This window comes from Mycobacterium sp. TH-M103 (assembly GCF_057473785.1).
The window spans coordinates 1-15,063 of sequence record NZ_JBYCLG010000208.1 but is presented as its reverse complement, the minus strand read 5'-3'; the positions used below and the strand labels follow the sequence as shown (position 1 = coordinate 15,063).

Below are 15,063 nucleotides of genomic sequence, written 5' to 3'. Positions count from 1 at the left end.
CTAACCCGGCTAACCCTTCGTGGGGGCGACGGCCTGTTCCTCGCTGACCGCGGGTTCCTCGGCCTGCTCCGTGCGGCCACCAACCAGCAGGCCCAGCAGCGCTCCGACCACGCAGATGAAGCTGGTGGCTTCGAAGATCCTGCCGTACATCTCCGCGAACGCCTGCAGGTACAGCGTCGCCTGGGCGGCCACCCGCTGGAAGAGGGTCGCATCGGGTGGGATCTGGGCCGTCAACCCCGCGACGATCCGGTTGAACTCGTACAGGCCCCAGGCGCTCAGCGCCGCCACGCCTATCAGCATCCCCGTTTGCCGGGCCACCACGACGGCCGCTGAGGCGATGCCGTGCTGGGAGGGTGGGACGACCCGAAGCGCCGCAGAGGTCAGTGGCCCGATCACCAGGCCGAGCCCAAGCCCGGCCACCAGCAGGTCGGCATGCAACACCGGCACGTGGAACAAACCGAGAATGTCGTGCCGCTGCTGCATCACGTCCTGGCGCCAGTAGTGGATCAGCCAGTAGCCGTAGGCGGCGATCATCAGGCCCAGGAACGCGATCGCACGGTCGCCGGCCCGGGTGGCGATCCACCCGCCCAGCACCGCCCCGATCGGCAGCGCGATGAGGAACCACAGCAACAGCCCGGCGGCCTGCGCCTGGTCCATTTGCAGCACGCCCTGGCCGAACAGTTCCACGTTGACCAGGGTCACCATCAAGGCTGCGCCCGCGGCCAACCAAGTGGCCAGCGCGGCCAGGAAGGGTCGGAAGTGCACTCCTTCCGGTTCGATCAGCCGGGTCCGCGAGAAGCGTTCCCAGAGCAGGAAGAGCACCGCGACCACGACTGCCGCGATGACCAGCGGCGGCCCGTAGGAGGGCAACACGTGTTGGCCGTCGGGTTGGGGGTTGTACAGCCCGATGATCGCCAGGCCCAGGGTGACGGCGAGCAGCACCCCACCGACCAGGTCGATCCGTTCGGGATTCTGCACGCGTTGGTGCGGCGGCAGGCTGAACTGGATCATCGCCATCGCGATCAGGGTGAGCGGGACGTTGATCCAGAACACGTCGCGCCAGTCGTGGAACAACCAGACGATGAAGATGCCGTACAGGGGGCCCAGCACGCTGCCGAGTTCCTGGGCCGCGCCGATGCCGCCCAGCACACCGGCGCGGTTGCGTTGCGCCCACAGGTCGGCGCCCAGGGCCAGGGTGACCGGCAGCAGCGCCCCGCTGGCCACACCCTGGATGGTGCGGCCGGCGATCAGCATGTGGAAGTCGCCCCAGTGTCCGGCCAGCGCGGTGACCACGGAACCGACGATGAACAGGGCCAGGCTGATCTGCAGGACCAGCTTGCGGCCGAACCGGTCGGAAGCCCGGCCCAGCAGGGGCATGGCGGCGATGTAGCCCAGCAGGTACATCGTGATGATCCAGGTGATCCGCTGCAGCTGGTTGATGGGGATCCCGACGTCGCGCATGATGTCGCGCATGATCGTGATCACGACGTAGGCGTCCAGGGCGCCCAGCAACACCGCCAGGCTGCCTGCGCTGATGGCGACCCGGCGCCCGACCGATGTGCTCACGAGCTCACCGGGGGCTTGCTGACCTGGACGGTCTCGCCCCACTTCGAAAGCGTCATCTGCACCGCGTTGCCCTTGCTCTTCTGCAGGTTGGCCCGCACCAGCTCATGCTCGCCGTTCTCCTGGATCCAGATCGTCGCCGGGACCGGGCCCGACGCGCCGAACGGCGGGGCGATCTTGTTGACCGCGTCGGCGGTGACGTTGCCGCTGATCCGGATGGTGGTCTGCCCGTCGATGGTGTCGCGGCCCTCGGCCTTGGCGTCGCTGAAGTTCGACAGCGCGTTGGCCAGGCCGGTGTCCGGGTTGAGGATCACCGAGACGTCGTAGATGTCGGAGGCTTTGCCGAAATCGCTCCATTTGTTGGGCGTCAGCGTGGCATACAGGGTCCCGTCGACGACGATGAAGTCGGCATTGATGTCCGAGCCGCCGAGCGTGATCGTCGTGTTTCCGCTCGCGGCGGTGGCCGGCGTCGTGGTGAGGTCACCGGTCAGGTTCTTGATCGGCATCCCCGGGACCTTGCCGGTCACGGTCAGCACCAGGTGGGCGCTCTTGACGTTTTTGGTGGTCTGCGCGGACTGCTTGATCAGGGTGTTTGCGTCCGGCAGCGGCCCGCCGCTCGGCTTGGATCCCGACGAACAGCCGGCGATCAGGGCGGCGGCGATGCCCAGGGATGCGAGGGCGGCCAACAGGCGGCGGATCTGCATACCCTGCATCGTAGAGGGTGGCGGTGCCGCGGCCGGTGTACCAGTGGGGTGTGGGCTCGCGTCTGCAGCCATTAGCCTGGGGCGATGTTCACCGGAATTGTCGAGGAACTCGGGGAGGTGACCGGCCACGATGTCCTGTCCGACGCCGCGCGCCTGACCATCCGCGGGCCCGTCGTCACCGCCGACGCCGGGCACGGCGACTCGATCGCCGTCAACGGCGTCTGCCTGACGGTCGCCGAGCTGCTGGCCGACGGCCAGTTCACCGCCGACGTGATGGCCGAAACCCTGAACCGCTCCAACCTGGGCGACCTCGAGGTGGGCAGCCGCGTCAACCTGGAACGGGCCGCCGCTGTCAACAGCCGGCTCGGCGGCCACATCGTGCAGGGCCATGTCGACGGCACCGGGCAGGTGGTCGCGCGCACCCCCTCCGAGCACTGGGAGGTGGTCCGGATCGCGGTCCCCGCGGCGTTGGCCCGCTATGTCGTCGAGAAGGGGTCGATCACCGTCGACGGCATCTCCCTGACGGTCTCGGGCCTGGGCGCCGAACAGCAGGACTGGTTCGAGGTGTCCCTCATCCCCACGACCCGCGAGCTGACCACGCTGGGCCGCGCACCGGTGGGGGCGCGGGTCAACCTCGAGGCCGACGTCATCGCCAAATATGTTGAGCGGTTGATGTCCACGTAGTGGTCGGTCCCGCGCGGTGGTTCATACTGAATGCAACAATAGGGCTCCCCCTGGGGCCGCACGACAGCAAGGTAGCAGCGATGACGAGGTTGGACTCCGTCGAAAGGGCGGTAGCCGACATTGCGGCCGGTAAGGCCGTCGTCGTCATCGATGACGAGGACCGCGAGAACGAGGGCGACCTGATCTTCGCCGCCGAGAAGGCGACTCCGGAGCTGGTGGCGTTCATGGTCCGCTACACCTCGGGCTACCTGTGTGTGCCGTTGGACGGCGCGATCTGCGACCGGCTCGGCCTGTTGCCGATGTACGCAGTGAACCAGGACAAGCACGGGACGGCATACACCGTCACCGTCGATGCGAAAAACGGTGTGGGAACCGGTATTTCGGCATCGGATCGGGCCACCACCATGCGGCTGCTGGCCGACCCGGACAGCGCCGCCACCGACTTCACCCGCCCGGGTCACGTTGTCCCGTTGCGCGCCAAGGACGGTGGCGTGCTGCGTCGGCCCGGCCACACGGAGGCCGCCGTCGACCTCGCCCGGATGGCGGGACTGCGGCCCGCCGGCGCGATCTGCGAGATCGTCAGCCAGAAGGACGAGGGCGCGATGGCCCAGACCGACGAGCTGCGGGTCTTCGCCGACGAGCACAACCTCGCGCTGATCACTATCGCCGACCTGATCGAGTGGCGGCGCAAGCACGAGAAGCACATCGAGCGCATCGCCGAGGCGCGGATCCCGACCCGGCACGGCGAGTTTCGCGCGATCGGCTACAGCAGCATCTACGAGGACGTCGAACACGTGGCGCTGGTCCGCGGCGAGATCGCCGGCCCCAACGCCGACGGCGACGACGTGCTGGTCCGCGTGCACTCCGAATGCCTGACCGGCGACGTGTTCGGCTCGCGCCGCTGCGACTGCGGCCCGCAGCTCGACGCCGCGATGGCCATGGTCGCCCGCGAGGGCCGGGGCGTGGTGCTCTACATGCGCGGTCACGAGGGCCGCGGCATCGGCCTGATGCACAAGCTGCAGGCCTACCAGCTGCAGGACGCCGGCGAGGACACCGTGGACGCCAACCTGAAACTCGGGTTGCCGGCCGATGCAAGGGATTACGGCATCGGCGCGCAGATCCTGGTCGACCTCGGCGTGCGCTCGATGCGGCTGCTGACCAACAACCCCGCCAAACGGGTCGGCCTGGACGGGTACGGGTTGCACATCATCGAGCGGGTCCCGCTTCCGGTGCGGGCCAACGCCGAGAACATTCGCTACCTGATGACCAAGCGGGACCGGATGGGCCACGATCTGGCCGGCCTCGACGACTACTTCCACGAATCCATGCATCTGCCAGGGGAATTCGGTGGTGCCCTGTGAGCCGCGTATGAGTCCCGCCGCCGGTGTGCCGGAGGTGCCCGCGCTGGACGCGTCGCAGCTGCGGCTGGCGATCGTAGCGAGCACCTGGCACAGCACGATCTGCGATGCGCTGCTGGCGGGGGCCCGCAAGGTGGCCTCCGATTCCGGCATCGACAGCCCGACGGTGGTCCGCGTGACCGGGGCCATCGAGATCCCGGTGGTGGCCCAGGAGCTTGCCCGCAACCACGATGCGGTGATCGCCCTGGGAGTCGTGATCCGCGGTGAGACACCGCATTTCGACTATGTCTGCGACGCGGTGACCCAGGGGCTGACCCGGGTCGCGCTGGACGCCTCGACCCCGATCGCCAACGGGGTGCTGACCACCAACACCGAGGCGCAGGCGCTCGACCGGGCCGGGCTGCCCTCCTCGTCGGAGGACAAGGGCGCCCAGGCGACCGCGGCCGCCCTGACCACCGCCCTGACGCTGCGTGACCTGCGCGCCCGGTCGTGACCGACGCACCGGACCACGACGACTGGGACGTCGTGCTGCGCCCGCATCGCACGCTGCCCTTCGTCTACTCCGCGGCCTTCCTGATCGCCGCCGCGCACATCGCGGTGGGCCTGCTACTCAAGATCAAATCCACCGGGGTGATATTCCAGACGGCCGACCAGGTCGCGATGGCGGCGCTGGGCCTGGTCATCGGCGGTGTCGTGCTGTTGTTCGCGCGGCCGCGGCTGCGGGTGGGCGCGGCCGGGCTCTCGGTGCGTAACCTGTTGGGCGATCGGCTGATCCCGTGGCCGGACGTGGTCGACGTGTCGTTTCCGCCGGGCAGTCGCTGGGCGCGGATCGACCTGCCCGACGACGAGTACATCCCGGTGATGGCGATCCAGGCCGTCGACAAGGAGCGCGCCGTGGCGGCCATGGACACCGTGCGGTCCCTGGTGGCCCGGTACCAACCCGGCTGGTGAGCCCGGCGCGGCCGGCGCGCAGGACGCGGTAGGCCGGCCAAGCCGCCTCGCCGCAACGCATTCCGGCCCAGCACCGCAGTGCGCGGGCCGGCGCCGGCGCCGGGTCAGTCGTCGGCATCCCAGCTGCGAGGCAGCATCGGCATGCCCGGGCCGGTGCCCGGCGAGTCGCCGGTCAGCGTGGCCAGTCCGGCCGCCTCGGCGGCGTCGGCCCGCTGCGAGGTGCCGGCGAATCCCGCGGCGCCCGCGCCCGCCGCCGACGCCAGCGCCGCGGCGGTGGACTCCAATTCCGGGTACTCATGGCGGAATCCGCGGTCGATCACCTTGGTTCCCCGCCGCCCGCGTCGGCGCGCCAACTCGGGCACGTCCGCGGCCGCGGCGGCCGCGGCGGCGGGTTCGGCCGCCCTGGCGACGGCGGGGGGCCGCACTCTCATCGGCGAGCCCGCGGCGCCCCCGGGCGGACCGACCACGTAGGGGGGGCTGAAGGCGTGGACGGTGGGTGGCGGTGCCGGTGGCGGCGCCGGCGGCGGAGCGGCGCCGCTCGTGGGGGTCGGCGCCGGCATGGCCGCGGGTGCCGGGGCCGGCACCGGGGCGGTCGTGGGGGTGGTCGGGACCACCCCCACGACCGGAGCCGGCGTGGCCGGGGCCGGCGCGCCCACCGGCGCGGGGGCGACGACGGCCGGCGCGGCGGCGGCCGGCTGGGCCAGCCCGGCCAACCCCGCCAGCCCGGCGAACGCCGGAGTCGGCAGCGGCGCGATGCCCAGTGCCTCCACCACCTGCGTGAGCTGCTGCAGTTGCGGCGCGAACGTGTTGATGGCTTCGCCTTCCCAGTGTGGAAGTTCGCTGACGAGTAGGGGATCGGTTTCCAAGCGGGTGATCGCCGCGGCGGGGTTGGACGGAAACCCCGACAAGTCCTGCCCGATGGCGTTGGCCACCTCTTGGGCCCGGGTCGTCCACCAGCTCAACTGATTGGGTCGTGGCCCGCTGTCCTGGTTTGACGAGGAGCTGTTGGCGGCGGACTTCTGTATCTGCGGTGCCGGGGCGGGGCGCGGCGTCGACGACACCGCGGCGCCCGACACCGCCTGATACGTCGCCATGGTGGTGGCCGCCTGGACCCACATCCGCGCGTAGTCGGCCTCGTTGAGCGCGATCGGAATGGCGTTGACCCCGAAGAAGTTCGTCGCCAGCAGAACCGCGTGGACGGCGTGGTTGGCGGCCAGCTCGGCCAGCGAGGGCATGGCCGTCAGGGCGGCGGTGTAGGCCGCGGCCGCGGCCTCGTGCTGGGCGGCCGTCGCCGCGCTGTCGGCACTGGCCTGCAGCAACCACGCCAGGTACGGCACGTGCGCGGCCACGTAGGACTCCGCGCTGGGGCCCTGCCACGCCCCGGCCTGCACCGCGGCCAGCACGGCACCGAGTTCGTCGGCTGTCGAGGCGTATTCGGCGCTGAGCGAGTTCCACGCCGCGGCCGCCGCAAGCAACGAAACCGGGCCTGGGCCGCTGCTGAGCAGCGTCGAATGCACCTCCGGCGGCGAGGCCATCCAGATCGGCGTGACCGTCACTGAGCCGATCTTGCCCCTGCCCGGAGAAAGCCGCAATGGCGACTTTTCAGAGTATTTGGCTCCGCATTTGCGGGAACAGCGACCGCGCACTCGAGCGCGTGCGGATTCCGGCTCCGCGTCAGTCGTCGGGTTGGCGGACGAGGAATCCGGTCACGATCAACGTCCGTGCGAGCTCCGTTTGCTGGGCCGTGGTGAGCCCGGGCAGGTCGCGGACCCGGAACGGCCCGGTGCGCTTCGCCAGGAACCGCAGGGCGGCTTCGTGGTCGGCGCCGACGCTGATCAGCAGCTGGGCGAACTGCAGGGCGACGCCGCCGGCGCCGGTGACCACCCGCGAGTAGAGCGGTTCGTGCTTCACCACCAGCGTGTGTCCGTCGATCCCGGCGGCGCTCGCGCCCCGTCCGACCGGTGGGCACCTGCCGCGCCGGACCAGAAGGTCCTCCATCGCGCTGAGTCCTTCCGGGACGACGTCCGGGCCCTCGACGATGTCGCGCACGAGTTCGCCCAGGCGCGCGCGCACGCCGGCGTCGTCGAGATGCCGCGGCGGAAGCCGGTCGTGGATGCGGTCGTCGCGGAAGCTGAGCATGTGCAGCGCGTGGGTGATCAGCGTGAGCACGGTCGGCGCGTGGATCCCGACGGTCAGGTGGACGGACGTCTCCGAGGTCGTCTCGGCCGCGTGGATCTGCCCGCGCGGCAGGTACAGCGTGTTCCCGGCGTCCATGCGCAGGTGGGTCGGCGCCGGCAGCTCGGCCGCGGTGACGACCTTGCGCTGTTGCATCTCGTGCGGCGCCACCGGGGTGTCGCCGTAGAGATGCCAGACCTTGGACCCCTGGATCTGCAGGATCAACACGTCGTGATGGTCGTAATGCGGCACGAATCCCCGCGATCGGGGTGGCGTGACGTAGCCGTTGACCTGGGTCGGGAAGTTCAGCTCCACCTCGATCGCGTGGGCCAGCGACCCGATGTTGCGCACGTAGCGCTCGAGGTTGTCGGCGGCGATCGTGTAGCCGGCGGCGTGGCCGTCGCGGACACCGGCGGGGTCCAGGCTGCCGTCGGCGCGCCGATAGGTGTCGGGGTCCCTGTTCTCCTCGCCCTTGGCCAGGCGCAGCACCGACGGCTCTTCCCGCAGGTGCTCGAGGAGCCCGTTGATCACCGAGGGGCCGGGCAGCAGGCCGTCGAAGTAGCCCGGGCAGTCCCGTTTGACGTGGTGGCGCGTGGCTCCCCAGATCTCGTCGAGGAAGGTCTGCACCGGCAGCGGTGAGAGCAACCAGGCTAGCGACGGTTCGACGGTGACCCCTCCGCAAAACTCCGTGGTGACGTCCGGGTGGCTTTCGGGTGGCTTTGTCAGCATCGCATACGTCGGTGACCGCAGATCGGGCACCGACGGTCTTCGTTGCCGTCACAGCCGAGTCAGCATGGAATCTCTGGTCGAAAACTGTGATGCGTCGCGGTTGACTGCGGCGTCGTCGGTGTTGCTGGACCGAGTGCGCAACGCCGCCACGCAGCCCGGTTGCCCGAGTTCAAGGGCGCCGAAAGGAGGGCTGCGGCCGCAGCCCTTCTGCGCGTCAGTCGGGTGACGGGATCGAGTTGGCGGCGGGGATCTCCCAAAGCTCAGGCAACGGCTTCCGATTCCCGGGGTGTTCGGTGGCATCCGTTTGCCCGGACTGCCCGAATCTAGCGAATCCTCTGGTAGACCTTGGTGACAGATCACCGCAGTCGACGGCGTGATAGCGGTGGTGCGCCGTCGGCAAACGACGCTGTGACGCGAAAGCTATTGCGAAATATAGACGTTGGTATCCGCAGTCAGTATCGGCAGTACCAAAGAAGGGTTCTTCCGGGAAGTCTGTGGGTAGACATCGGGGTTCTGAACATATCCGTGGGGGGATTTCCGGCATGCGCGGTTGGTCTTGTCTGGGCCGCGGCGTTGCCGCGGGCAGGTCCCTGACCTGCCCTTTGAGCCTGCCAGAGGGCGCATAGAGGCTCGCGGGTCAAGGGTGGCCGAAGGCCATCGCGAAGCGACGCGAAGCGCCCTTGAGGCGTGAGGGATGCGCCCGTAGGCGGCGCGGCCCAGACCTCTTCCACCCCAACGGAACCGCAGGTCAGACGTACCGATGTCTACCCACGCAAAACCCGGAAGCGCCCAGAGATGCAACCGTATCTGTCAGCAGCTTGCCGGGACCGGGTAGGCCGCCGGCACGGGCGCAACTGCGCCGCGAGCCGACGACCTCGTGGGACAACGGATCGCGCACGCCGGCCGGCCGCAACACGCTCGCCCGGTGAGGATACGGGTCGAGATTCTGGTGGCGGGGTCCGACACGCTCGTGCAGCGCCTGCACAACAGAGGTGCCGCGTCGGCGAGCATCCCGACAGTTCAGGCTGGACATCCCCTGTATATCGCCGAGAATCTCTCGGCGTACCGGCGTGGAGATGCTATGGTCGGGTAATAGGTTCAGAGTGATTTTAAGTGGGCGCGCACGCCTGGCGTCGAAGCTCACGGGCGGTGGGACCCGCCTTAACTGCACGTCTTAACAAGACGGCCAATGGTTCCTGCGAAACAGATAGTGCTCGGCAGCCGTAACCGGAGCCGAGGGCGACGCAGAGGAGACTACATGGCCGTTCGACATCTTCTCGCCCGCAGCGTGTTTCGGAACCGGCATGGTCTACCGCTGTTGCGAAGTTCGATGAAGAGCCGCGCCGATGCGCGCCCGTGGTATGGGGGAGTGCGTTGTCCGGGGGCCGCGCGGCCGGTGCTGCACGTCACCCCCGGGTGCAGGGCGGGGCTTGGCGGCGAGGGCGCTGAGCCGCTCAGCGGGTCCTCGGGACGGCTGCTCAAGCCGGGCTAGTTCCTCGGCGCTGGCGACCCTAATCGCTTGTGCGCAAGCGTAGTTGGCTTCTGTCCGATTTGGCTGCGGCGTTCCCGGGTAGGCATGTGACAAATGAGCCAGAGGTCCGGCGCTGTCGGCACAGGGCGCTGTCGGCCCAGGGCGCTGTCGGCACAGAGTGATGAGCTGTTCGCCCCTCAGGTAGTTTTCAAGAAAGGTGTGATGGCGATGGTGCGTTCGCGCATCTCCGAATGGAACCCCCAGGACGAAGCGGCCTGGGATGCCGGCAACCATGCCATCGCTCGGCGAAATCTGGTCTGGCTCGTCGTCAACGTCCACGTCACATTTTCGGTCTGGTATCTGTGGTCGGTGATGGTGCTGTTTATGCCGGTCTCCGTCTACGGGTTCTCGACCGGAGACAAGCTCCTGATAACCGCGGCCGCCTCGTTGGTCGGCGCTGTGGCGCGTATCCCATATTCCATGGCCGCCAATTGGTTCGGGGGACGCACCTGGACGACGCTTTCGTCGTTCGTGCTCGTGATTCCCACCGCAGGAACTATCTGGTTGCTGGCGCACCCGGGCCTGCCGCTGTGGCCGTATCTCGTGTGCGCGGCCTTGACCGGGTTGGGCGGCGGCAACTATTCGGCGTCGCTGGCCAAGGTCGACGGTCTGTATCCGCAACGGCTCAAGGGTGCGGTGCTGGGCCTGACGGGCGGCATGGCCAATCTGGGGTCGGCGGCCATCCAGGCGGTGGGGCTGATGGTCCTGGCCGTGGCAGGCCACATGGCGCCCTACTGGGTGTGCGCGATCTATCTCTGCCTTCTGACCGTCGGCGGTGCCGGTGCGGCACTCTTCATGGACAACTTCGTCGCGCACCGCGCCGGACTGTCGTTGAACAACTTTCGCGCGATTCTTCCGGTGTCCGACACCTGGATCCTCTGTTTCCTCTACTTGTGCGCGTCCGGCTCATTTCTGGGCTTTGCGTTCGCCTTCGGCCAACTGCTGAACCGCGATTTCATCGCGGCTGGGGAATGTCCGGGGCAGGCATCCCTGCATGCTGCCGAGGTCGCGTTCATCGGACCTTTGTTGGGGTCCTTGGCGCGGATCGCCGGCGGCAAGCTCAGCGACCGTTTCGGTGGCGGCCGCGTCGCACTGACCCTCTTCATCGGCGCCATCGTGGCCGGGGGTTGCCTGGCTGTCATCAGCACGCACGACGACCTCGCGCACGGTTCCGGTGCGCCCGCGACCGGGCTCACGATGGTCGGTTACATCATTTTTTTCATTGTGTTGTTCATCTTCTGTGGTGCCGGCAAAGGGCCTGTTTACCAGCTCATTCCCCTGGTCTTCGAGGAACGTAGTCGCGCGTTGGGCCTCCCGGAGAGCGGTCGCCGAGATTGGGCCCGGGTTCGGTCATCGGCGCTGATCGGGTTTGCGGGCGCATTCGGTGCGCTCGGCGGGATGGGGATCAATGTGGTGCTACGGCAATCCTATGAGCTGGCCGGCACCGCCACCCCGGCCCTGTGGATCTTCACCCTGAGTTATGTCGTCGCGGCGTTCTTGGCGTGGGCGCGCTACGTGCGTCCACGCCTGGGGCTGCTGGGCACCGCCGCGGCGGACGTGGATCAAGGCGTCGTCGCGCCGGCCGGCCAGGACAGCTGACCAGGGGCATTCCCGAGATGCCCCGCGGCTGGCTGGTAGCAACGAAAAGAAAGGATCGTCAATTTAATGAGTCAACGAGAAGCTGCCGACTCCGCGATACCATCCCTCGACGAGGTGATTGCCATCGCGGTTGAGGCCGGCAAAGTCATCCTCAAGCACCGCCAGCACCCGCACGCGAGAGAAAAAGGCGACCACGGCGACGACACCTCGCCGGTCACAGATGCAGATTTGGCGGCCAATCGGTACATCACCGAACATCTGACGAAGCTGAATCCGAATATTCCGATCATTTCCGAGGAAATCCGGTCCGTCGATTACGACACGAGGAAAAATTGGCGACGTTTCTGGGTGGTGGACCCTTTGGATGGCACCAAAGAATTCATCAAAGGCAGCGATGAGTTTACCGTTAATATCGCGCTCGTGGACGAAATGGAGCCGCTGCTGGGTGTGATATATGCGCCGGCAAAAGACTTGCTGTACTACGCAGAAAAAGGACACGGGAGCTGGAAACGGGACGGCGAAAACGCTCCGGTGCGGATTTATTCAGAGGTCCCGGATCTCACCAAGGGCCTGGTTGTCGTGGAGAGTGCTTCGCACCCGTCCGCCGAGCTGGAAAACTACCTGAAAGACCTCCCCGTCAAGGAGCGGATCCATGCAGGAAGCTCACTCAAGTTCTGCCTGGTGGGCGAGGGGGTCGCTGACATCTACCCGCGCATGGGCCCGACGATGGAGTGGGATGTGGCGGCCGGTGACTGCATTTATCGCAATTCGGCTCGCCTTGGCCAGCGCAGCACATCGTTCACCTACAACAAGCCTTCGTTGAAAAACGAGACCTTCGTCATCGGCTTCAAATGAACGTTGCATCAGCCCGCTTGTCGACTTGGCTGTTCAGAGAAAGGATTCGCTTCAATGGGCAATGACATTACCTGGCACGAGCACAGTGTGAGTCGGGGTGAACGAGAAAAGCTGAATGGTCACCGGGGTTGTGTGATCTGGCTCACCGGATTTAGTGCCAGCGGCAAGAGCACAATCGCAAATCTGGTTGACCGTAAGTTGTACGAACGCGCTGCACGAAGCTACATGCTAGACGGTGACAATGTGCGCTACGGGCTCAACGCCGGTCCGGATATCCTCGAGAAAATGCACGGCAAAAAATTTGCCGCGCGCTTCGGCTTGGGCTTCTCGGCCGGCGACCGCGAGGAGAATATTCGCAGGATCGGCGCCGTGGCGAAACTGTTCTGCGAAGCCGGAATCATCACCTTGACCGCGTTCATCAGCCCGTATAGGCGTGATCGCGACCGCGTCCGCGCGACTCTCGACGTAAACGACTTCATCGAGATTTTCGTCGACACCCCGATCGAAGTATGTGAACAGCGCGATCCGAAAGGGTTGTACAAGAAAGTTCGGGCCGGCCAGATCAAAGGCTTCACCGGGATCGACGACCCCTACGAGGCCCCACTCAAGCCTGAACTGAGGCTCGACGGCGCCGCCAAGAGTGCCGATGCGCTGGCCGAGGAAGTGGTCGCATATCTCGAAAAGGTGGGCGTCATACCGGCACAGGCATGACGTGATGTGGTCGGAGTGAGGGCTGTAATACAAAGCCAGGCGTGTCTCGGCAGAGGCCCCGCAGGCGATGACGACAAGAAAGGCGGACTTCCGTGACAAACGAATTGCTCGCACCGACCAGGGTGCTGCGCGACTACCTGTCCAATTCGACGGTGTGGCAGGACTTTGTGGACCAGGGCGGTTTCGTCGAAGGCGACATCGTAGTTGCCGACCCGTTCAAGGCCGGCACCACCTGGACCCAGCGGATTCTGCAGCAGATTTTGAGCAACGGTGAGGAGCACGACGCCGGGCTCTCGGACACCTCCCCGTGGCTGGACTCCAGCTGGGGCGATCACGCCGGCATGCTCAAAACGCTCAAGGAACAGCGGGAGGCCGGCACGCGCCGGGTCATGAAGTCGCATTTACCCGCCGATGCCCTGCCGATCGCGCCGGAAGCCCACTACGTGTTCGTCGGGCGCAACGGGAAAGACCTGGGCATCAGTTTCCACAACTATCTGCACAACTTCTCCCCGGCGACCATGGAGCAGATCAACCGCATTCACGCCGAGTGGTCCGGTGACCCGACTCCGCTGGTGATCCCGCCGGACATGCGGGAGCTCTTCGATGTGTGGCTGGACACCGACGGATACCAGTGCTGTGACCTGTTCGACGTCATGGCGTCGTGGTGGCGGCTCAAGGACGAACCGAACGTCCTGCTGGTCCACTACAACGATCTCAAAAACGATTTGCGGGGACAGGTTTCGCGGATCGCGGAGTTCTTGTCCGTCGACCCCGCGTCGCTGCGCATGGACGCCATCGCCGAGCACTGCTCGTTTGAGTACATGAGCGGGCGGGCCGAGAAGATGGCGCCCTTTGGTGGGGAGCACATGTCCAGCGCCAAGGCCTTCTTCGACAAGGGGCCCAAGCGCGACTTCCGCACCGAGTTGACCGACGAGCAGATCGAGCGCTTCGACCGCAAAGCCCTCGACAAACTCGGCGACGAATGCGCCCGGTGGCTGGAGGTCGGCAGCGCCCACAAGTGAGCTACTCCATGAATTTCGGGTAACGCAGGCCCAGGGCCCGGCGGCTCCACGACGCCGCCAGGGCCAGACATCTCTGGACGGAGGAGAAATGACCGGAGCAAAGATGACGCGCGTTTACCTCGCTCGCCACGGCCGCACTGCCTTCAACGCAGAGGGGCGACTGCGTGGGCTGAGCGATCCGCCGCTGGACGAAGTCGGCCTTGCCGAGGTGGCGCGGCTGGCGCAGGTGCTGGCCGCCAAAGGCCCCACGGCGGTCGTGTGCAGCCCGCTGCAGCGAGCGGTTTCGACGGCTGAGGCGATCGCCGCGGCCGCAGGTGTCACGGCCAGCGTCGATCTGCGACTGAACGACCGCGACTACGGACCCATAACCGGGCACCCTCGCGCCGAAGTCGAAAAGCAATACGGCAGCGTCGATGTGGCACCGGGAGTCGAGCCGCGCGCGGCGGTGGCAGAGCGCGCCAAGAAGGCGTTCTTCGAACTTGTCGACGAACTTGCCCCCGGCCCGATCGTCCTGGTTTCCCACGACGCGTTCAATCAGGCCTTGCTTGAACAGCTGGATCCCTCCCTTGTTCGAGTTCGCCAGCGAACCGCTTGTTGGAATCAACTCAGCTTGGTTGACGGAACTTGGCGCGTTGATGCCTACGACCAGGTGGCTGAGTAAGGGTCGGTCGAAAGGTCCGGGTCGGCGGACCGGGCGTTCCGGGATGTCGCGTGGGTCGGCGACGCTGACGCGGTCCTCACCCGGTTCGTCGATCCGAGTGGCCCGCCCGACCGCACTCGATTGACGGTTGCCGACGCCCGCCCCTGATGCCGACGGGGCCCTGCCGTGCCGGAAGCTAACCTGGGTACGTGCCAGATCCCGCCACGTATCGCCCCGTACCGGGGTCCATCCCGCTCGAGCCGGGTGTCTACCGGTTCCGGGACCCGCACGGGCGAGTCATCTACGTCGGCAAGGCCAAGAGCCTGCGGAGCCGGCTGACGTCGTACTTCGCCGACGTCGCCGGCCTGCATCCGCGCACCCGGCAGATGGTGACCACCGCGGCCAAGGTCGAGTGGACGGTGGTCACCACCGAAGTCGAGGCGTTGCAGCTCGAATACAACTGGATCAAGGAGTTCGATCCGCGCTTCAACGTGCGCTACCGGGACGACAAGTCCTACCCGGTGCTGGCGGTCACCCTGGG

At 67.0% G+C, this 15,063-nt stretch carries 14 protein-coding genes; 10 read left to right on the top strand and 4 right to left on the bottom strand.

Annotation, left to right across the window (positions count from 1 at the left end):
- Positions 1-9: 9 nt before the first annotated feature.
- Positions 10-1,566, bottom strand: a complete 1,557-nt coding sequence (locus tag AC2VOR_RS11805; protein ID WP_486963835.1) for an MFS transporter — start codon at positions 1,564-1,566, stop codon at positions 10-12.
- Positions 1,563-2,276, bottom strand: coding sequence for an LppX_LprAFG lipoprotein (locus AC2VOR_RS11800; protein WP_486963834.1), 714 nt, complete (start codon positions 2,274-2,276; stop codon positions 1,563-1,565). Before AC2VOR_RS11800 ends, AC2VOR_RS11805 begins: the two co-directional genes overlap by 4 nt.
- A 75-nt stretch (positions 2,277-2,351) precedes the next feature.
- Between AC2VOR_RS11800 and AC2VOR_RS11795 the strand changes: the two genes are divergently transcribed.
- The 4 genes from AC2VOR_RS11795 to AC2VOR_RS11780 all read left to right on the top strand — a co-directional run bounded on the left by AC2VOR_RS11795 (position 2,352) and on the right by AC2VOR_RS11780 (position 5,260).
- A complete protein-coding gene (locus AC2VOR_RS11795) occupies positions 2,352-2,951 on the top strand; it encodes a riboflavin synthase (protein WP_486963833.1) in 600 nt (199 codons plus the stop codon).
- Positions 2,952-3,031: 80 nt separating this feature from the next.
- Positions 3,032-4,312 carry a bifunctional 3,4-dihydroxy-2-butanone-4-phosphate synthase/GTP cyclohydrolase II gene (locus tag AC2VOR_RS11790; RefSeq protein WP_486963832.1) on the top strand — a complete coding sequence of 427 codons (1,281 nt, stop codon included), beginning with the start codon at positions 3,032-3,034 and terminating at the stop codon, positions 4,310-4,312.
- A 7-nt stretch (positions 4,313-4,319) separates the two neighbouring features.
- Positions 4,320-4,802, top strand: coding sequence for a 6,7-dimethyl-8-ribityllumazine synthase (gene ribH, locus AC2VOR_RS11785; RefSeq protein ID WP_369739164.1), 483 nt, complete (start codon positions 4,320-4,322; stop codon positions 4,800-4,802).
- Positions 4,799-5,260, top strand: coding sequence for a PH domain-containing protein (locus AC2VOR_RS11780; RefSeq protein WP_486963831.1), 462 nt, complete (start codon positions 4,799-4,801; stop codon positions 5,258-5,260). The genes ribH and AC2VOR_RS11780 overlap by 4 nt, the downstream gene beginning before the upstream one ends.
- Positions 5,261-5,364: 104 nt before the next feature.
- Here the strand turns inward: AC2VOR_RS11780 and AC2VOR_RS11775 are convergent, their stop codons facing one another.
- Together AC2VOR_RS11775 and AC2VOR_RS11770 are read right to left on the bottom strand one after the other, a co-directional pair.
- Positions 5,365-6,795, bottom strand: a complete 1,431-nt coding sequence (locus tag AC2VOR_RS11775) for a PPE family protein (protein ID WP_486963847.1) — start codon at positions 6,793-6,795, stop codon at positions 5,365-5,367.
- Positions 6,796-6,934: 139 nt separating this feature from the next.
- Positions 6,935-8,164, bottom strand: coding sequence for a JmjC domain-containing protein (locus AC2VOR_RS11770; protein ID WP_486963846.1), 1,230 nt, complete (start codon positions 8,162-8,164; stop codon positions 6,935-6,937).
- Between the two features lie 1,699 nt (positions 8,165-9,863).
- Between AC2VOR_RS11770 and AC2VOR_RS11765 the strand changes: the two genes are divergently transcribed.
- The 6 genes from AC2VOR_RS11765 to AC2VOR_RS11740 form a co-directional block, all read left to right on the top strand.
- The gene (locus AC2VOR_RS11765) at positions 9,864-11,294 is read left to right on the top strand and encodes an MFS transporter (protein WP_486963845.1); all 1,431 of its coding nucleotides are present in this window, start codon (positions 9,864-9,866) and stop codon (positions 11,292-11,294) included.
- 66 nt (positions 11,295-11,360) lie between these two features.
- The gene (gene cysQ, locus AC2VOR_RS11760; RefSeq protein ID WP_486963830.1) at positions 11,361-12,149 is read left to right on the top strand and encodes a 3'(2'),5'-bisphosphate nucleotidase CysQ; all 789 of its coding nucleotides are present in this window, start codon (positions 11,361-11,363) and stop codon (positions 12,147-12,149) included.
- 54 nt (positions 12,150-12,203) lie between these two features.
- Positions 12,204-12,860, top strand: coding sequence for an adenylyl-sulfate kinase (gene cysC / locus AC2VOR_RS11755; RefSeq protein WP_486963829.1), 657 nt, complete (start codon positions 12,204-12,206; stop codon positions 12,858-12,860).
- Between the two features lie 92 nt (positions 12,861-12,952).
- Positions 12,953-13,882, top strand: coding sequence for a sulfotransferase domain-containing protein (locus AC2VOR_RS11750; protein ID WP_486963828.1), 930 nt, complete (start codon positions 12,953-12,955; stop codon positions 13,880-13,882).
- Between the two features lie 88 nt (positions 13,883-13,970).
- Positions 13,971-14,543 (top strand): histidine phosphatase family protein, encoded by a 573-nt coding sequence (locus AC2VOR_RS11745; RefSeq protein ID WP_486963827.1) that lies wholly within the window; start codon positions 13,971-13,973, stop codon positions 14,541-14,543.
- Positions 14,544-14,731: 188 nt separating this feature from the next.
- Positions 14,732-15,063: GIY-YIG nuclease family protein (locus AC2VOR_RS11740; RefSeq protein WP_486963826.1), on the top strand; the 332-nt coding region annotated here is incomplete at its 3' end.